Here is an 18,759-nt window from a genome sequence, read left to right on the forward strand (position 1 = left end):
ATGGCAATAGAAAAAATTAACCTCAATAACTTGGATAAGTCAGACTGGAAAACCTACCGCTTTGATGAAATCGCCCAAAACATTTCAGAGCGTGTTGACCCTAATGACACTGACTTAGAGGTGTATGTTGGCCTAGAGCATATTGATTCAGAATCCCTGCATATTAAGCGGCATGGTACGCCTGATGATGTAAATGGGACAAAAATTAGATTTTATAAGGGTGATATTATCTTTGGTCGTCGCCGTGCTTATCAGCGCAAAGCCGGTATTGCTACGTGGGATGGGTTTTGCTCAGCACATGCTCTAGTGTTACGAGCTAACCCTAATGTAATTCATCCAGACCTGTTTCCATTCTTTATCCACTCTGATTTGTTTATGAACCGGGCTGTTGATATCTCTGTTGGTTCGCTTTCACCAACTATTAATTGGGGAACGTTGAAGCATCAAGAGTTCTTAATTCCACCAAAACATATTCAATCAAGTTTTGCGGAATTGTTTAATTCAATTGATAGCCTAATAGAAGCAGATGAATGTTTATTATCACAAACTAGGGTTGCTAAAGGGATTGTATTCGAATCACTTGTAGCATCAACAAATGGTGAATCGATACCGCTATTTAAAATATTAAAGCAAAAGAAAAGCAAAAGCCTTCCTCCACACGAAAGGTCAAAATATATTGGATTAGAGCATATTGAGTCAGGGTCTTATTTTTGTTCTGATTTTGGTGACTCTAAAGACGCTCTAGCACAATGTAATTTAATTGATAAAGGCGACTTATGTTATAGCAAACTCAGACCTTATTTAGATAAAGCTTTTATTGCTGACTTTGATGCAGTTTCAACTACAGAACTATTGATATACGAAACTGCCTTGGCTTCTAAACCGTATGTTTTGTACCATCTACATAGTAAACCTTTTGTTGATTATGTTACCAGCAAAGGCTTCGGTACAAAAATGCCAAGGGTAAATCATAAGATAGTAGGTGAATACAACATTAAAGTATTGAAGGATGAAAAACCTGTTTTAGATAAAATGGCTCTATACGCGGGTATAGAAAAATCAGCAATTGAAAAGATAAGTCAAAATAAAGAGCTGCAAAAAAGCTTAAATAACAAGGTCTTCTAAAATGTCCTTCACTGAATTAAACAGCGTCGAGCACTACATCATCAATCAAATGAGCGGTGTTAATTTAAATGCGTCTCAAGACAGCAGCCAAGTTAATGAACCACGCCGTCAGTATGGTGCCCAATGGCAGTTCCAATCGGCAGAACAGCTTGGTCGTAGCGTTAATGAAGTATTGGTTGAATCGCAAGTAAAAGCAGCTCTGTTGCGCTTAAATCCTGAGATCCAAGCGAATCCTGCCTTGGCTGATGAGGTTATTCACGCCTTACGCGCTATTCTAGTTTCGGTGAACCAAGTTGGTTTGGTTAAAGCCAACGAAGAGTTTTTCCAGTGGTTAACCGGCGAAAAGACTATGCCTTTTGGTGAGAATAATCATCATGTGTCTATTCGCCTAATCGACTTTGAAAACCTCGATAACAACCAGTACGTCATTACCAACCAGTTTCGTATTCATTATAGAGAAACCAAAATCCCCGACATCGTTATGATGATTAACGGTATTCCTGTCGTCGTCGGTGAAGCCAAAACCCCTATTCGCCCCTCTATTAGCTGGCTAGACGGCGCGCATGAAATACATAATATTTATGAAAACGCGGTACCACAGTTATTTGTGCCTAATATCCTGTCATTTGCTACCGAAGGAAAAGAGTTCTTTTATGGCTCTGTACGCTGTCCACTAGAGTTTTGGGCACCTTGGCGTCTAAGTAATGATGACGACGCTGTTGCTAGAAGCTTTGGTCTAGGTGGAGTCGGTAAAGAATTAAAAGATCTGCTCAACCCTGCGCGCCTGCTCGATATCATGCGTAACTTCTCACTGTTTAGCAGTAATAAGAAAAAACAGCGCATGAAAATTATACCGCGCTTTCAGCAGTATGAAGGCGCGAATAAAATTGTTGAACGCGTCGTTGAAGGTAAAATCAAAAAGGGCCTAATCTGGCACTTTCAAGGCTCAGGTAAATCCTTACTGATGGTATTTGCCGCACAAAAACTGCGCCGTGAAGCCAAGCTAAAAAGCCCAACGGTTATTGTGCTGGTAGATAGAACTGACTTAGACACACAGATAAGTGGCATCTTTAACGCTGCAGACATCGCTAACGTAGAGAGCACCGAAAGCATCAAAGAATTGCAGCAGATGCTTGAGCGTGATACCCGTAAGATAATCGTTTCTACCATTCATAAATTCCGTGACGCCAAGCCTAATATGAATACCCGCGATAATATTATCGTGCTGGTAGATGAGGCCCACCGTACTCAAGAAGGCGACTTAGGGCGTCAGATGCGCGCAGCATTACCTAATGCATTTCTATTTGGCTTAACGGGTACGCCCGTTAATAAAGCGGATAAGAATACGTTCTGGGCGTTCGGTGCCGAGGAAGACCAAGGCGGCTATATGAGTCGCTATACCTTCCATGACTCCATTCGTGATGAAGCCACCCTACCCTTGCATTTTGAGCCACGCTTGGTTGATGTGCATATTGATAAAGAGTTGCTCGATAAAGCCTTTGCTGACTTTAAAGAAAGCCAAGCCCTGAGTGATGAAGACGCCGATGCCTTAAACAAAAAATCAGCCAAAATGGCAGCCTTTTTAAAGTCGCCTGAGCGTATTACTAAAATAGCTGAAGACATTGCTATCCATTTTATGGAGAAAGTAGAGCCTCACGGCTTTAAGGCAATGATAGTAACGCCAGATCGTCACGCTTGTGTTTTGTATAAAGAGGCACTAGATGAGCACTTTGATGAAGCGGCCAGTAAGGTAGTTATCTCCACTACTGCTAACGATGATTTTGAGTTTAAGAAAAAATGGGCTATAGACAAGAGCCAACAAGAAAAAATTGTTGATGAGTTTAATGATGCAAGCTCAGAGCTGAAGTTTATTATCGTTACTGCAAAGCTTTTAACCGGTTTTGATGCGCCTATTTGTCAGACCATGTACTTAGATAAGTCCATGAAAGACCATACCTTGCTACAAGCTATTTGCCGAACCAACCGTCTATATCCAGGCAAGACCTTTGGCTGCATTGTTGATTACTTTGGTGTGTTTGATGATGCAGCAAAAGCACTAGAGTTCGATGAGCTAGGTGCTCAGCAAATCATTACTAACCTGTCAGAGCTACGCGAACAGCTACCACAAGCTATGAACAATGCCTTGTCTCACTTTGAATGTGTGGATAGGACCTTAGAAGGCTTTGAAGGCCTAGAAGCGGCACAGAATGCTATAGCCAATAATGAAAAGAAAGATGCTTTTGCGTTGGATTTTCAGTTTTTATTTAAGCTTTGGGAGTCGTTATCACCGGATTCAGTGTTAGATAGCTATAACCAAGACTATAAGTGGCTGGCTCAGGTTTATGAATCGGTTAAACCCGCTTCAGACAGTACCGGAAAACTGCTTTGGTTGACACTGGGTGCACAGACTACCAAATTGATCCATGACAACGTGCATGTGGGTAGCGTGCATGTATTAGATGAGTTTGTAATGGATGCAAATATCATCGAGGAAATCTTCAATAATCCTAGTCCGAAAAAAGTAAAGCAGTTAGAGAAGGCATTAATTGAGCGTTTCAAGAATGCCGGAGAGTTACCTACTTTTAAATCTCTAAGTGAACGACTCGAAGCTTTACGTGATAAAGCTGAGAAAGGTTTAGTAGCTTCAATTGATTTTGTAAAAGAGCTTTGTAAGATTGCTAAGGAAACGGTACAAGCAGAAAAAGAGCTAGAGATTGATGTTCAAGAGAAATCACCGACAGCCGCTTTGTCTGAGTTGTTTTTAGAGCTAAAAACAGATCAAACACCGGCAGTGGTCGAACGCATTGTGGCTGATATCGATGCCATTGTGAGAATTGTTCGCTTTCCTGGCTGGCAAACCACCAGCGCTGGCGAGCGCGAAGTACAAAAGTCCTTACGCAAAGCACTGTTGAAGTATAAGCTACATAAGGACCAAGAGCTATTCAATCGAGCCTATGCTTATATTAAAGAGTATTATTAATTTATTAAGTATGCAGCTACAGCATTCATATGGAACTTACAACAATGGCATTTATAGACTCAATAGATGATGAACTCAAGATTAGAATTAAAGAAGAGTCACAGACCGATTTACTAGAAGTGTGGAAGTATTTAGATAATGACACAGTGTTTAAACTGAAATTTTGGTATGCAAAAAACTCACTTAATGAAGAGTTGGCCAAAGAGATTTGGTTAAATGAAACTCGGCAATTAAATAAGCTAAAGTCTGTTACTAATGCAGAAAAATATCTTGAAGTAATCCATGATAGCTTTATCGATAACAGTGGTAATTACTGCTTAATTTACCCAACTGATGAAGAGTCTAAAATACTGGATACCAAGCTACTAGAAGTAGAAGCCAAGCCCGCAAGGATAGGTTTGTTTTCTAAGAGCAAAAGTCATTGGTTAAGCAAAAACAAGATAATGTCTACTACCAGTAGAATGCTTTTATGGAAAAACGTATTAAGGCTGGTAGAGGGTATTGAGATATTGCATGGCCAAGACATCATTCACAGAAACATCAGTACTAATAGCGTTATTTATAAAGAAAGCGAAGAAGTTGACGACACAGAAAGATTTGTGCTGAGTGGTTTTGAAAAGTCATTAGATTTTAACAAGATTAATAAACCTATATTTATGGGTGAGCACAAGGATGTTATTTGCACGACTCATCAAGACTGGAGCGACTTAGGTGTTTTAATATTAGAATTATTGGGAATTGAGTCCGACAGTTTTCAAGAAAAACTACTGCGCAACGAAGCATTGGTGGTAAGACTTCTACTAGAGGGCCATTCAACCGGCCATACTAAATTAGTGGATAAGACTCAGCTAAAGTTATTAGTAGAGCAAGCCATTACAGACTTGTCAGAAGTTGATAATTCATTCTCGCCGGTATTTCATATCACAACAGCAAGCTTTGAATCTGAGACATTTGGTGATATTAGAGAGGTTATTAAAAACTACTTAATCAACAATGCAGTTCAAAATTATGATGCTCAGAATCTAACAAAGTCTGATGTTATCGACATTATCAAAGAAGATATTACATTAGACCCCTTTCGTGTATTCAATGATAGGTATCGCAATGAATTTATTTTAAAAGGGAAGAATTTTCTATATAGATTTAAAGAGTTCAGGCACGATAACTTTGGTGATTGGTATGTTTCCTACATAACGGCAATATATGATAGCGTCCCTGACTGGCTGAACTACGCAGAAACCATTGAAATTAAGGGGAATTTGGTTTTTGTACCTAATGCATTTAGGCTTATGCAAAAGAACGAATTTTCGGATGAAAACTCATGGAAGCTAAAGTTAATACAATTCAAAAAAGAGCAGAAGTATACAGACTCTGAGCTAGAATGCCTTCAGGGGTTATTGTTATCTTTTGCGATTGACGTAGCGCGCTCGGAAACGGAAAAGTACCTAGTTAGCCTAGATCGCATTGAAGATGATCGGCTAAAAGAAGGAAAAGGGTTAATCCTAGATGATGGGCTATTTTATTATACATTAGAGTACAAAAAAGAAAATAATGATATTAATAACAAGCTATCAGACTCACTAAGCCTAAGACAGCCTTTTGATAGATTTAAACAACATTTTAGCGATCCCTCTAAACTTACTGACAAATGGGTTATTGAAACTACTACCAACCCTCGTAGAAGCATGGAAAGAAAAGACAAGTTAGATGCGCAATATATAGGGCAGTCACCAAAGCTAGGTTATATATTCTCCACAAAACAACCGTTAGAGCGGAGCATAAACAATCTATCAGAAGAATTAGTTAGAATTTACCCTAAAGACCATGACGGAACAATCGCCCAAATTGAAAGGCGGGCGAGAATATTTTATTTTTTACTCAATCAAAGCTCTTTAATATCAAGTATCGCAGACCCGGCCAAAAAATTCTTTGTCACCTCTCGCAAATTTGATCTTGAGGCTTCTCTTACTTCATTAGATGAATCCAAAAAAGAAGTGTTTTCTTCTTTGGTGAAAACCCAACCAAACTACTTCATTGAAGGCCCTCCAGGTGTGGGTAAAACACACCTTATAACCACCTATGTAGATTATCTTTTCCATGAAGAAAATAGCTCAAAGGTGCTTTTGTCTGCTCAGAGTCATGCCACTGTCAATATGCTTTACGATGAAATCACTGAAAAGCTAAGAGAGCATGGGGCTTTTGATGGCCTAATTATCATTCCAAACTTTAAGGCTAAAAAAAATGACGATGGTAGTAATGTAGAAACACTCATCCAGAACGCAACAAATCCTTATATTGATAAATTCAAAAAAAGCGAGATGTTTAATAAATACTCCAAAGAACCGCTTATTAAGCAGAAGCTCGATAAATTTGTTAGTAAATCAGACGCTAAGTTTTTTAATCAAGTTTTACGTGCTGCCAATCTAGTATTTACAACCTCTAACTCTAAATTAATGGAAGGATTGATAGAGAATAATATCAATTTTGATGTATCTGTTATGGAAGAGTGCGGTAAGACATCAGGTATCGAGTTGGTGTCACCAATGATAGTATCCAGCAAAAGAGTTCTTATTGGTGATTACAAGCAACTTCCAGCATTTTCAGAACAGGATGTCCAAAAAATTATTAGAAACTCTGGTAAGTTTGATATGGGCTTAGTTATAGAGCAGCTGTCAAATATAGGATTTAGAAAAGGTATTATTTTTGATCTTGATTTTAACTATGCTGACATAAACAAAACCTCTAAAGCTGAGCATTTTAGCAACCTTTCTAAATATTTTTCTTTATTCAAAAGTCTGTGTCAAAGTGCAGAAAGTATTAGGAGTCGAGGGAAAGAAAGTTTTGGTAGCATGATCGATACACAGCATAGAATGCACCCTCAGATTTCTCGGATTGTTTCTAACGCTGTATATGATGGTAAATTAAAAGATTATCCTGAAACCGCAGATTTCTATAATAGCGCATCCCCATTTGCCTTTAAGGACTCTAAATTAGAAGGGCTAAATAAAGATAATGCAGTAATATGGGTCGATTTACCTGATAAAAATAGTGACGTTAGGATGCGTAGTCTTGAAAATAAGAACGTCAATAAACACGAAATCCGTATTATTAAAGAATTATTATCCAAAATACATACTAATAGTGATGAAGATTATTCAATCAAAATACTGAGCCCTTATGTCAATCAGGTGAATATGATCAATAACCTGGTTGAAAAGAGTGAGATAAATAGCTGTTTTTTAAGTAAAAATAATGATCAAGACATAGCAAAAACAGTAGACTCTTATCAGGGTGACCAGGCCGACGTTATCATCATTAGCCTAGTAAGGCATAATAGTTATCAGCCTATTACTTCTGCTTTGGGTTTTCTGTCAGATATGCGCAGAATGAACGTATTGCTGAGTAGAGCTAAACATAAAATGATTATTGTTGGCTGTTTCGGTTTATTCAGATATTGGCAGCTGCTTGAAAATAAAGCTTATGCTAACAATAGGGGTTATTTAGACGATATGGACAGGGACTTTTTGAATATCTTTGTTGAAATGTTTATTGATGATTTTGAATTAATGAATGATCATTCAATTGATACTGAAAATAAGGTATTTAATAACATTAACTTTGTTCAATCAAAATCATTTTTGGGCCTCTAATGAATAAAGAAAACACTATAAAATATACGATTGCTATCCCATTCCTCACTAATGAATATACATTTAGTATTAGTAGAAAAACCAATTGGTCAATTATCGATTACCTTTTCTTAAAAGAGTTAAGTCAAAGAGAGATGACTGTTAAGAGTCTTAGCGACTTCTCCAATCTAGAAACTCAAGTTGTTATTCAGATTTTACTACCCATGTGTAATGTTGGGTGGATTGATATTGTTACTTCTAGAGACAGTTTTATTTTTAGAATAACGGAGATGGGTGAGATAGCCTATTCTTTAAGCGTTAAAGAACATGAACTAATTTGTAAGGTCGATAAATATCAAAGAAGAAGAGAAGTTTTTGTAGATTATTTTGATAACTATTACAGCGTTTATAGTTTTGACTCCACTTTGCTTACTCATGCAAGATATATGACTGAGATTAATAAAAACAAGAATATAGTTACCCTGCCTATAGATGATAGCAATTCTTATCCCAAATACACAAAAATGTACAGCGTTATGGCCAGAGAGCATGAAAAGATAGACAACGTACGTGACGAGGCTGTGTATACATTAACTACTAAAAAATATTTACTGGTAGATATGTTGTATATAGAAGGTCGTAAGAAAGGAAGGATAATCGATGACAACAAAGTAAAGAAGCTGAATAACAAGCTTATTAGACAAATCGAAAATACACTTCCAACTATAGTCAAAGACGATAATTCTTTGCTTAAAGCACATTTGAGCAAAGATGAAAATAACTATGAAATCAAGGTTGTTGCCAAGAGAGGCGATGTAGATTTTGTTTACGGCGGTCAAAACGCCAAAGCCAAGCTCATTGAGCTAATTCAGTCCTCTACTGACTTTCTAGTCATTCACTCTACTTTCATAGGTAAATGGTGCATTGTCAATGATGATGGCTATACTCATTTTTTTCTAGAAATTAAAGAGGCTTTGAAACGAGGTGTTCAAGTTTATATTTTATGGGGAAAGAGTAATGCTGAAGAAACAGATGAAAACTTTGAAAAATCAGATAGTGAAGATAAGGCTGTTGAAAGCAAATTAAGAGACTTCAATGAAAGCTGCCATCAGGAAGGCATGCTAAATGTTGTAAATTACAATGACTTCAGGCGTACCGACTCGCATGCAAAATTCGTTATAACCAATCATGGAGACAGAGGGTTGTGTACTATGGTCAGCTCATGCAACTTCTTATATGCAAAATTTGAAAGATTTGAGGCGTCAGTTGTTGTTTATAACGATCAATTTACTAAATATTTTTTAGAGATTGCTGCTAATATTTGCTGCGGAAAAAGCACTTTTGACAGCAAAGTGCGCAAGGAGTTTCGAGGGTTTTCAAGCAATATAGTTGATACACCAAATGACATTAATATTCCTAATAATGAAAAGCTAGAGCTGCGATTAGTCTTAAAGCACCAGCATCATAGTTATATTGACTTAGCCGCTCAAGCAAAAGACAGGATATATCTTATAAGTGACTTTATAAACACCTCACCTATAAGGCCTATATTTGACGCTTTAAAAGAGTCAGAAGCTAAAAAATATTACTATTACTCTAAGAAATCAAGTTATATCGATCATTCAGAAATTGTTGAGATGCATGATGACCTGAAGTCTGCCGACTCTCTATCTCAATTGGGTGCGCATCACTCCAACAGTCATGCCAAGGTATTAGCTTGGGATAATAATGACTTGCTAATTACTAGCTTAAATTGGCTGTCTGCAAGTGCTCCTAATAATTTCTTAGAGGTTTATCATGAAATAGGTATTTATATTAAAGGTTGGGATGTAGCTAAAGATTTTATTAAAGTGTTTAGAAGCCTTTAAATTCAAACTAATGCTATCAATTACCAAAAAACGATTTTGAAACAGCCCAACGTGCCAGCCACGATTAATAGATAAGCCTGTTATTTCGCTCTATGGGCGTTGTTAGTCCGGTTTAGTTGTAAGGTGGTATCATCCTAAACGCAAAACAGCCGCTATAAGCGGCTGTTTTGCGATGCTGGCAGGTATAGTCATTATTCCTCCATACGCTGCTTTCTGAGATAATCGATGTATTCATCACAGAACTCATCGGCGGCTTTATTGGCAAAATTGGATGGGGCATCATCTGACCCCTGCCGTCAAATCCGTACAGTTAAACTTGGGAGATTTTAATTACGCAGCCTGACGATAGTAGTCAAACCACACCTGTCTTGGCGCTCGATAGCCCAAGCCCTTTTGAATCCTAGTCTGATTATAATACAGCTCAATATACCCAATGATATCGCTAATGGCTGCAAACCTCGTTTTATAATCTTGATGATATACTAGTTCATTCTTCAAGACGCCCCAGAAGCTTTCTATAGGTGCGTTGTCATAGCAATTACCTTTGCCGCTCATTGAGCCTGTAAACTTATGCTGCTCGATAATCTTATGGTACGCATGGCTACAATATTGGCTACCTCTATCTGAATGAACAATCAGTCCTTGAGTAGGTCGTTTGTTCTTGATTGCCATATTGAGTGCACGGCATACTAAATCAGCGGTCATGCGCTTATTGATAGCGTAGCCGACAAGCTCTTTGGTGTATAAATCTTTCACTCCAGCTAAATATAACCAGCCCTCAGCAGTCCAGATATAGGTAATGTCGCTGACCCATGCTTCGTTAGGACGCTTAGCGTCAAACCTCTGATCTAAAACATTGTCATAGACCAGCTTGTTGTGGTTTGAGTCAGTAGTGACTTTAAAGCGCTTATGACGACGGCATTTGATGCCGTGTTCCTCTTTGATGCTTCTTACCATATACAGGCTAATGTTGTGGCCTTGTTTGCTTAGATGAGCATGCAATCGATCTACGCCATAACGTTCTTTCATTTCACTGTGAGCGGCTTTAACTAGTAGCTCGCACTGATTGCGGTGTACCTGCTGTTCGCTGATGTCACGACTTAGCCAATCGTAGTAGCTTGAGGGCTTAACGCTTAATACACGGCACATAGTAGTGGTGCTAAATATCTGACGATTGTCTTTGATAAAAGCGTACTTTACGGGCTGTTTTTCGCGAAGTACGCGGTCGCCTTTTTTAGAATCTCGCGCTCCTCTTCAGCCACTTTGAGCTGACGCTTGAGCTGCTTTATTTCTTTAAGCGCACTCATAAGGTCAGGATCATATTGCTCTGTGCCGATAAGCTTGCCTTGATTGGCTTTGTTATGCCAGTTCGATAAGGTTTGCATGGCAATGCCAAGCTGCTTTGCAGTCGCTGAAATATTGCCGTTGTTGTCTGCTATCTTTTTAACAGCTTCGGCTTTAAATTCGTCACTGTAGGTTCTTACTTTCTTGGTCATGGTAAACTCCTGTCAATACGCTTAGTTTACCAAGTTTAGTTGTAAGGTTTCTTCACCACCGCTCAAACGGCCTATCGCTGACATTAACGGTGAAAGCGATTCGGCAAGTAAACGCCCTGCGATAAAAGTCCCTCCCCACAGTAAGGCGACTAGGACAAGTTTGAAATATATTGGCCAGATAGAGGGTAAAGCTAAGTCGTTAGAGGTACTGGTAGTTGGTTGCATGATGTCGCTCAATATAAGAGTTAACCTGATATGTGCTATAGTATTTCACTAATGTTAAGTCATAGTAAAATGAGCAAAAGGTCATGACGTTTAGCCAACTTGAAATATTTGTGGTCGTTGCAGAGCTGTGTGGATTTACCTTGGCAGCCCAACAGTTAGGTATTAGTCAGTCAGCTGTTTCGCACACACTGAAAAAACTCGAAGAAGATTTAGGAGTAAGCCTTATCGAGCGCAATAAGTCACAAGCTGAACTGACTGTCGCTGGCACTCGATTACTACCCCGCGCTCGAGAAATACTGGGGTTGGCTGAGACCATACGCCAAGAAGCTGCTGATATTAAGGGATTGCAACTAGGTAGCCTGCGTATTGGTTCTTTCGGCCCTACTTCTTCTTTGCGCTTACTTCCTGAGATTCTAGAGAGTTACCGTAAGCAATTTCCCAATATTGAGGTGCGTATTGATGAAGGAAATGATCAGCAGGTCGTACAGTGGTTACAAGAGCGGCGTGTTGATGTTGGCTTTGTGGTACTTCCTGATGAGCATTTTGATACCTTTGCATTGATTGAAGATCAAATGGTTGCTCTTATTCCTAAAACACATTCATTGGCGAATAAAGATGAAATTGTACTTCAAGATTTATGTCATGTTCCTTTTATTCTGACTGAAGCTGGTTCAGCGCAACTCATTTCCAAGCTATTTGCATCCGAGGATCTGATCCCCGATATTCGCTACAGAACGACCCAATTGATGACGACAATTGCCTTGGTTGCAAAAGGAGAAGGTGTTGCCCTTGTTGCTGAATTAGCACTCCCTCAAGCTTTGCCAACTGATGGCTATGTGGTTCGGCAAGTAGCGCCGCAATACAAACGAACGATTGGTTTAGCACTGCACAGTACCCGGCAAGCTTCTCCTGCAGCACAGGCATTTATAAAAATGGCCGTACAATTATTAAAAAAGTGAAACCTAGGGCGTGTCATCAATTAGATTGTGAGGCTTAAAATGAGAAAAATGGTAGATAGACAAGATTACTGAAAATGTTTAGCAAAATTTAGCCATTTTAAGGCCACTAAATGCATTAATGTGCTAATTGACGACTCGCCCTAAATGATTATATGTACCTAGCATTGAACTTTATAACTGTACTGTATCGAAAAATGTTCAGTGAGGCTGTTTGTCTGATTTCATTGAGTATACCCAACAAAGACTGACCAAAATAAAAACGTCAGATCTAGTGTTCATGATCTAACGTTTACAGTGAGCGAAGAGGTGATGCTGGTTGATAATGTAGTTGGGGAATAAGTGTTTAGCTCATGTGAGTACCTGTCACTCTTGTTTTTACCTGCATGATTAATGATAAGCCATAAAGGATGATGGCTAAGGCTAAAAAAATCAAAGCCAAAGGTAAAAACAAGCTTTCTTGGAGCACGCCATCAGCACCAATGTCACCGTAAAATAAGCTCTCCATCAGTCCAGACAGTGCAGCGAGGGTCAGCATAATTGAACCACTGATAAATAATTTAGATGTCATAAAAGCTCCGTTAGATGAGAATTAGCAATAATAATTTATCTTTATTCAAAAGTTATTGCAGTATAGTTATTGCTGAATGACGCAAATATGATGGTTTCCTGGATTCTGACCACCGCCCAGATCCAAACAAATATCATTGTAATAGAATTCATGGGCTTTGATGCCTAGCCAGAACGCAAGGATGGCAGTGACAACAATGATTATTATCATCTTAGTATTCATATAAATATCCTAACCAATAAGTACGTCTATCAAGTAATGAGTGCTTAGGCATATATCGTATATGAAATAATACGCGGATTGGGTGCTCTCCTATTTTTCCATAAACTATTCATACTCGGTCTTTAAGAACATCAATATTCATGAAAGTGTATTTAGCAATCATCGACTATAAAAATTTGTGCGACCAAGCTGTAGACCCAAACTCAAATCCCTATCATCTGTTCTACCAGAAAATCTAAAAAAACGCGTGTTTTTGGTGAGATCATATCTCGCTTCAAATAAATAGCGTAAGTAGCACTAAGTTTTTCATAGGGACTAAAAATATGATCTGGCATGACTTGAACCAATGACCCGTTCGCCAATTCACTTTTAACAGCCCACAATGGTATTAGCGTCAGACCTGTATGATTCAATACCAGCTGCTTCTGACCATTCACCGAGTTGACTGAAACCTGACTATTAATCATCAACTTTTTACGATCTTCTGCTATCAAAAACCACTCTTTCCAACCGTTATAACCATATCGGATACATTGGTGATTAGCTAGATCATCAATCCTAAGAGGTGTGCCATTATTTTTTAAATATTGGGGGCTTGCACACAGCAGAAAATCATTAAATACCAAATGTCTGGCAATCATGGTCGAATCAGATAAGCGTCCACTTCGAATAGCCACGTCAATATTTTCTTCTATAAGATCTACAACCCGCTCTGTTAACTCAATTTTTATATCAATATCTGGATATAACGACATAAATTTCGGTATTAACGGCAATACCATGCTTTCACCAAAACCAACTGTCATGCTGATTTTCAGCTTACCCTGTGGCGTTATTTGTAAATCATTAACGGCTCTTTTGGCATTATCAAACTCTGACACAATTCGCTGAGAGTATTCGTAATATTTGTGCCCCGCTTCAGTCAAACTGGTGTTTCTGGTCGTTTTATTGAGCAGACGTACGCCCAACTCTTTTTCAAGCACTGCTAACTGCCGTGAAATGGAAGACGGCTGTACATCAAAGATGCGGCTGGCCTCTGAAATGCTACCGGTTTCGACAACACTATTGAAGTATGCCAGTCGATTTATTGAGCTCATTGCCACTCCTCTATTAAGTTGATAGGTATTTCATTTAACTGTAACCATGGCTTGCTCAAAAAGCAAAAGTAATTTGTTTACTGGGTAATGGTTTGCTGGATTAGCAACGTCTAAACTTATTGTCCTGAAACAAACAATAAGACATTCACACCAGTAAAGGGTAATAACATGAAAGCGATGATCATTAAAGAAATCGGTACAACTGCAGTTTTTCAATTGGAAGAAAAACCAAAACCAACGGCAACACTAGGTCATATGGTTGTGGAAGTGAAAGCCACTAGTGTGAACCCTATTGATACCATGCTGCGCTCAGTCGAGCTGCCTTGGTCGGAGAATTTGCCAGAGATACTACACGGTGATGTAGCTGGTATTGTGAGCGAGATAGGTGCCGACGTCACTGAATTTAGTGTTGGTGACGAAGTTTACGGTATGGCTGGTGGCCTTAACAGTATTGATGGTGCACTTGCTGAATTCATGTTGGTTGATGTGCGTTTGATGGCTAAAAAGCCTAAAACACTCAGTATGAAGCAAGCTGCAGCCCTGCCGTTGGTCGCACTCACTTCTTATGAGGCACTCGTACAAAAAATGAATGTCAAAGAAGGCGACAACATCTTGATTCATGGTGCAACAGGGGGCGTTGGTCATCTTGCCGTTCAGCTAGCAAAAGTACTTGGCGCGACAGTCACTGCTACCTACTCTCCTGCTAATCGTGCACTAGCACAAACACTAGGCGCGGATCATCTAGTGGATTATACAACAGCGGAGGTTGATGACTATGTGGCGACGTATACTGACAGCGTGGGTTTTGACAAAGTTTTTGATACAGTAGCTGGTGATAATATACAAAAATCTTTTCAAGCCGTTAGATTCAATGGCCATGTCGCCACTATTTTACCGATTGCTGATCCATTGCAAGTTGCTCTCAAAGCCTTATCCTTTCACGGTGTTTTAGTGCTCATCCCATTATTTCATGGCGTCAACCATGAATCGCACGGTCGTATCCTGACAATGATCGCAGAGCTGGTTGATAGTGGCAAAATCACGCCTATCATAGATGATAGTAACTACTCTATTTGGGAAGTAGCACGCGCGCATGACCATCTTGAATCAGGTAAAGCAGTGGGTAAAATTACGCTCACTGTATAGTAGTATTCAGGCGTGTCCTCATTTTGAACATGACGATAAAAACGAGATAAATTGCAGCCAGACTGTATTAAATAACTGCGTCAAATAGCTGTGTTAAAAATGAGGTGTTCACAGATAATAACGACTCTCTAAAATAACACAGCTCGCTCGTAGACATCCTTATAACGGTAGGGTCATATTTTATTTAGAAGTTTCTAACACTTTAGGAAGTATACCAACAGGTACTCCGAAGACTTTACTCCAGACTCACTGTAATTTTTTATAGCGACCTAACTACAGTAAGAATTAATTTTCGTAAAAGGCTTTCAGCAGCTTCATAACTTAACCCCTCCATCATTACTGCATCTGAAATAGCATCGATTGTACCGTGGATAGCGTATAACACCCCCTTGTTTTCTTGGAAAGACCCTGTTAAATGAGGCTGTAAAATCTGCCAATAGGCTTTAGAAAAGTAGTATCGAATATCAGCTTTGAGGTTTCGGTAACCAGGGTAAGCTTGTAAAGCGGCAATAATTTCCTCGTATTGAGATCCGCAATGTACTACGCAAGCAAGATATGACTTAACAACACTATCGACGGTGGCTTCGAGAGAGAGCGGTTGCTCAGCCACCGCTTGCTCAATAGCTTCAATTACACGTTGATCATAGCTTTGATAGAGGGCTGAAAGTAACGCTTCTCTTGAGCCGAAGTGTTCATATGTGATGGGCTTGCTAACTCCTGCGTAATCAGCTAATGAAATTAATGTTAAAGCCTCTGTACCTGACTCCTGAACAATTTGATCAGCCATGGCCAATAACTGAATACGACGTTCTTCTTTTGTCATACGCTTACCCACCTCTCTCTCCTTCTTTTATTCATACGTATTGATTAACACTTTAAGCGATGAAACATGCTTTTGCATCCATGCTTAAATAAAAAAGTAACTCGCTGTATCCCGGATAGGGATGTATGCTCTCCTGCAGTTTCTGTAGGGGGATTTGATTCTGCTTTAATAGCTGTAACTCACCCAACAATTCACACGCCCGTTCTCCTAAAATAGAAGCCCCTAGTATTAATCCTTTGTTGTCACAAATTACTTTTGCTTTACCTATTGTTTTTTGATCCACAACGGCACGATCTAAATCTTCATAGTCAAACGTAAAAGTCTTGATATCATTATGCTCCGTGCTTGCTTCAACTTCAGTTAAGCCACAACGAGCAAACTCGGGGTCTGAGAACGTACACCAAGCGACACCTGATAAGTCAATAGGCTGTGCTCCTACACCATATAAATTATGGATTACATTTCGTGCTTGATACCCAGCCATATGAGAAAAAAGGTAAGGCCCTACCACATCTCCAGTTGCATAAATATTAGAGACGTTGGTTTGACAGTAGTCATTCACCGTGATTCCTTGCGAGGTAGCTTTAATGCCAATATCGGCTATATTTAGCGTCGTCAGATTAGGTTGCCGTCCTAAAGCAAACAAGATTTTTTCCGCACAAACGATGGCTTCTCCCTCAGGCGAAGAAAGTGTTAGCTGAATACCTGTAGCATCCTCTGAGACAGCAATAGCACGTTGATTTAGAAGAATATCTACCCCATCTTTTTCTAAGACTTCCTGTAGTAACTTAGAAAGCTCTACTTCTTCTCGATAAAGAATATGAGGAGCCATTTCTACCAGTTTAACTTCTACGCCCAGCGCTTGCATTGCTTGTGACAGCTCAACGCCAATAGCCCCAGCGCCCAACACAATGATGCTACTAGGCAGGTTTGTCAAAAGAAAAATATTTTCATTTGTTAGATAATCAACTGTGTTAATACCAAAGATATCTGGAACGACAGGCGATGAGCCTGTGGCAATCATTATATTCTCTGCTTGCAAAGTATTTGTACCTACTTGAACAGTATCTTTATCCAAAAATACGGCTTCACCGTAGAAATATTCGATTCCAGCAGCTTCTAAAACAGGTACAGCTTCTGCTTGATGTGCCTTCTGAATTAATGCTCGTACTTTTGATAAAACGTCAGCAGAGTTTATCTCTATAGAACCATATTTTTTTGAGATTTTAATCTCTTTTGCCATTTGTATCATCGCTTTACTAGGAATGCAGCCAGACCATGTACACTCTCCTCCTGGCTGATTACGCTCTACTAAAGCCACTTTTTTCCCATATTCCATAGCAGTCAATGCTGCGTTCAAGCCACCAGCCCCTGCACCAATGACCACTAGGTCGTATAACAATTTGGATTTACTATAGTCACTTATGCTCATAAAAGAACCCTTTTATACCAAAACTTATTTCACTAAAGAAACCTGTTACTAAGTCAACCTACTTAAGGTAGGTTACCTTTAGTAGGTTAATGGATTTACTCAAAAATAACCAGTATTTTTTAAAGTATTCGTTTGGACTTTTTTGAATAAATGTACTAGGGCGTGTCCCTAATTCAAGCGTTTATGACTAAATAGGCTAAAAATGGCTAAATCTTTGGCAAACGGTGTCAAATAGCTGGTCAATATCTTGATATTACCTGCGCTATTTTCCTTGTTTGCCTTTAATTTATCTCATTTTTATCACCATTTTTAAAATAGGGACACGCCCTAGATCATAAAATAGATCTCAGAGGTCTTGTGAGCATCTAATAGGCTATACATACCATACTTACTAAGCCCTAATGAGGCTTATGAACATGTTAAAACTTAGCTAGATCGTCATATTAGTGGCGTTAAGTCAGTATGATGGTAAAAAAATAGAGAGCCTTAACGACTCTCTAAAATAACCCAGCCCGCTCGTAGACATTCTTATGACGGTGGGTTCACTATTTTATTTAGAAGTTTCCAACAAATGGAATACGGGTAATCGCCACTTTGCTCTAACCGCTGCCATACGGATTAAGTAACCAGCAACTAAACTAATAATGACGCTGATATTACTACTAACAGCAAAATGCTGAAGTGTTAAATATAAACACGCAACGATCAAAGAAACTGAAGCGTATAACTCATGATGTAAAACCAATGGGGTTTGGCGACATATTAAATCACGCAGCAATCCACCAAATACACCTGTTGCAATGGCCGCAACTATACAAACACCGTAATGGAGTCCCATGTTAAGCCCTACTTGACAACCAATGATACTAAAGGCCGCTAGTCCTAAAGCATCCAAACGTATGAAAACGCCATTAAATTTAACAACCCATTTAGCCAACCAAGTCGTTATAAGACCAGCCACACAAACGATTAATAAATATTTAGGATGTTCTACCCAAGTTAAGGGGTAGTTACCAAGTAGGATATCTCTGACACTACCACCGCCTATCGCTGTTACACTCGCGATAAGCATAACCCCAAACCAATCCATATTTTGTCGTCCCGCGCTTAGTGCCCCCGTCATTGCCTCTGCTGTAATACCAATAATGTAAACTATACTCAAAAGCATGGAATACTCACCTTAAATCTA

13 protein-coding genes are annotated in these 18,759 nt (G+C 39.1%); 6 read left to right on the plus strand and 7 right to left on the minus strand.

The window, feature by feature from the left end:
• From J3491_RS06415 to J3491_RS06430, 4 genes are read left to right on the plus strand one after another with little or no spacing between them, the layout of a single operon-like run.
• Positions 1-1,125 carry a restriction endonuclease subunit S gene (locus J3491_RS06415; protein WP_207969567.1) on the plus strand — a complete coding sequence of 375 codons (1,125 nt, stop codon included), beginning with the start codon at positions 1-3 and terminating at the stop codon, positions 1,123-1,125.
• Position 1,126: 1 nt separating this feature from the next.
• Positions 1,127-4,105, plus strand: a complete 2,979-nt coding sequence (locus J3491_RS06420) for a type I restriction endonuclease subunit R (protein ID WP_207969568.1) — start codon at positions 1,127-1,129, stop codon at positions 4,103-4,105.
• A gap of 29 nt (positions 4,106-4,134) precedes the next feature.
• Positions 4,135-7,755, plus strand: coding sequence for a DEAD/DEAH box helicase (locus tag J3491_RS06425; RefSeq protein WP_207969569.1), 3,621 nt, complete (start codon positions 4,135-4,137; stop codon positions 7,753-7,755).
• Complete coding sequence (locus J3491_RS06430) at positions 7,755-9,602, plus strand: phospholipase D-like domain-containing protein (protein ID WP_207969570.1); 1,848 nt, start codon at positions 7,755-7,757, stop codon at positions 9,600-9,602. Before J3491_RS06425 ends, J3491_RS06430 begins: the two co-directional genes overlap by 1 nt.
• A gap of 330 nt (positions 9,603-9,932) precedes the next feature.
• Here J3491_RS06430 and J3491_RS06435 read toward each other — a convergent pair.
• Positions 9,933-11,098, minus strand: a protein-coding gene (locus J3491_RS06435; RefSeq protein ID WP_207969571.1) for an IS3 family transposase whose coding sequence is annotated in 2 segments (ribosomal slippage) — positions 9,933-10,840 and positions 10,840-11,098 — 1,167 coding nt in all. Because the reading frame shifts where the segments join, the coding sequence is not laid out codon by codon here.
• 308 nt (positions 11,099-11,406) lie between these two features.
• On the opposite strand from J3491_RS06435, the gene J3491_RS06440 reads away from it, so the two are divergent.
• Positions 11,407-12,282 (plus strand): LysR family transcriptional regulator, encoded by an 876-nt coding sequence (locus tag J3491_RS06440; protein WP_207969572.1) that lies wholly within the window; start codon positions 11,407-11,409, stop codon positions 12,280-12,282.
• 343 nt (positions 12,283-12,625) lie between these two features.
• Here J3491_RS06440 and J3491_RS06445 read toward each other — a convergent pair whose 3' ends face one another.
• The 3 genes from J3491_RS06445 to J3491_RS06455 all read right to left on the minus strand — a co-directional run bounded on the left by J3491_RS06445 (position 12,626) and on the right by J3491_RS06455 (position 14,169).
• On the minus strand, positions 12,626-12,850 hold the full coding sequence (locus J3491_RS06445) for a hypothetical protein (RefSeq protein ID WP_201546016.1): 225 nt from the start codon (positions 12,848-12,850) through the stop codon (positions 12,626-12,628).
• 66 nt (positions 12,851-12,916) lie between these two features.
• On the minus strand, positions 12,917-13,072 hold the full coding sequence (locus J3491_RS06450) for a hypothetical protein (RefSeq protein ID WP_207969573.1): 156 nt from the start codon (positions 13,070-13,072) through the stop codon (positions 12,917-12,919).
• A gap of 203 nt (positions 13,073-13,275) precedes the next feature.
• A complete protein-coding gene (locus tag J3491_RS06455) occupies positions 13,276-14,169 on the minus strand; it encodes a LysR family transcriptional regulator (RefSeq protein WP_207969574.1) in 894 nt (297 codons plus the stop codon).
• Between the two features lie 168 nt (positions 14,170-14,337).
• Here J3491_RS06455 and J3491_RS06460 point away from each other — a divergent pair, with 168 nt between their 5' ends.
• Positions 14,338-15,315, plus strand: coding sequence for a zinc-dependent alcohol dehydrogenase family protein (locus J3491_RS06460; protein ID WP_207969575.1), 978 nt, complete (start codon positions 14,338-14,340; stop codon positions 15,313-15,315).
• A gap of 259 nt (positions 15,316-15,574) precedes the next feature.
• Here J3491_RS06460 and J3491_RS06465 read toward each other — a convergent pair whose 3' ends face one another.
• The 3 genes from J3491_RS06465 to J3491_RS06475 all read right to left on the minus strand — a co-directional run bounded on the left by J3491_RS06465 (position 15,575) and on the right by J3491_RS06475 (position 18,738).
• Complete coding sequence (locus J3491_RS06465) at positions 15,575-16,138, minus strand: TetR/AcrR family transcriptional regulator (RefSeq protein ID WP_207969576.1); 564 nt, start codon at positions 16,136-16,138, stop codon at positions 15,575-15,577.
• A gap of 52 nt (positions 16,139-16,190) precedes the next feature.
• A complete protein-coding gene (locus J3491_RS06470; protein WP_207969577.1) occupies positions 16,191-17,570 on the minus strand; it encodes a dihydrolipoyl dehydrogenase family protein in 1,380 nt (459 codons plus the stop codon).
• A gap of 550 nt (positions 17,571-18,120) precedes the next feature.
• Positions 18,121-18,738 (minus strand): trimeric intracellular cation channel family protein, encoded by a 618-nt coding sequence (locus J3491_RS06475; RefSeq protein ID WP_207969578.1) that lies wholly within the window; start codon positions 18,736-18,738, stop codon positions 18,121-18,123.
• Positions 18,739-18,759: the final 21 nt, after the last annotated feature.

The organism is Psychrobacter halodurans (genome assembly GCF_017498075.1).
GTDB classification, from domain to species: Bacteria; Pseudomonadota; Gammaproteobacteria; order Pseudomonadales; family Moraxellaceae; genus Psychrobacter; species Psychrobacter celer.

Coding starts and splice junctions, on each gene's coding strand:
- J3491_RS06445 (WP_201546016.1), bottom strand. CDS start 12,850: ATGACATCTAAATTATTTATCAGTGGTTCAATTATGCTGACCCTCGCT.
- J3491_RS06455 (WP_207969574.1), bottom strand. CDS start 14,169: ATGAGCTCAATAAATCGACTGGCATACTTCAATAGTGTTGTCGAAACC.
- J3491_RS06470 (WP_207969577.1), bottom strand. CDS start 17,570: ATGAGCATAAGTGACTATAGTAAATCCAAATTGTTATACGACCTAGTG.
- J3491_RS06450 (WP_207969573.1), bottom strand. CDS start 13,072: ATGAATACTAAGATGATAATAATCATTGTTGTCACTGCCATCCTTGCG.
- J3491_RS06465 (WP_207969576.1), bottom strand. CDS start 16,138: ATGACAAAAGAAGAACGTCGTATTCAGTTATTGGCCATGGCTGATCAA.
- J3491_RS06430 (WP_207969570.1), top strand. CDS start 7,755: ATGAATAAAGAAAACACTATAAAATATACGATTGCTATCCCATTCCTC.
- J3491_RS06475 (WP_207969578.1), bottom strand. CDS start 18,738: ATGCTTTTGAGTATAGTTTACATTATTGGTATTACAGCAGAGGCAATG.
- J3491_RS06420 (WP_207969568.1), top strand. CDS start 1,127: ATGTCCTTCACTGAATTAAACAGCGTCGAGCACTACATCATCAATCAA.
- J3491_RS06415 (WP_207969567.1), top strand. CDS start 1: ATGGCAATAGAAAAAATTAACCTCAATAACTTGGATAAGTCAGACTGG.
- J3491_RS06440 (WP_207969572.1), top strand. CDS start 11,407: ATGACGTTTAGCCAACTTGAAATATTTGTGGTCGTTGCAGAGCTGTGT.
- J3491_RS06425 (WP_207969569.1), top strand. CDS start 4,135: ATGGAACTTACAACAATGGCATTTATAGACTCAATAGATGATGAACTC.
- J3491_RS06460 (WP_207969575.1), top strand. CDS start 14,338: ATGAAAGCGATGATCATTAAAGAAATCGGTACAACTGCAGTTTTTCAA.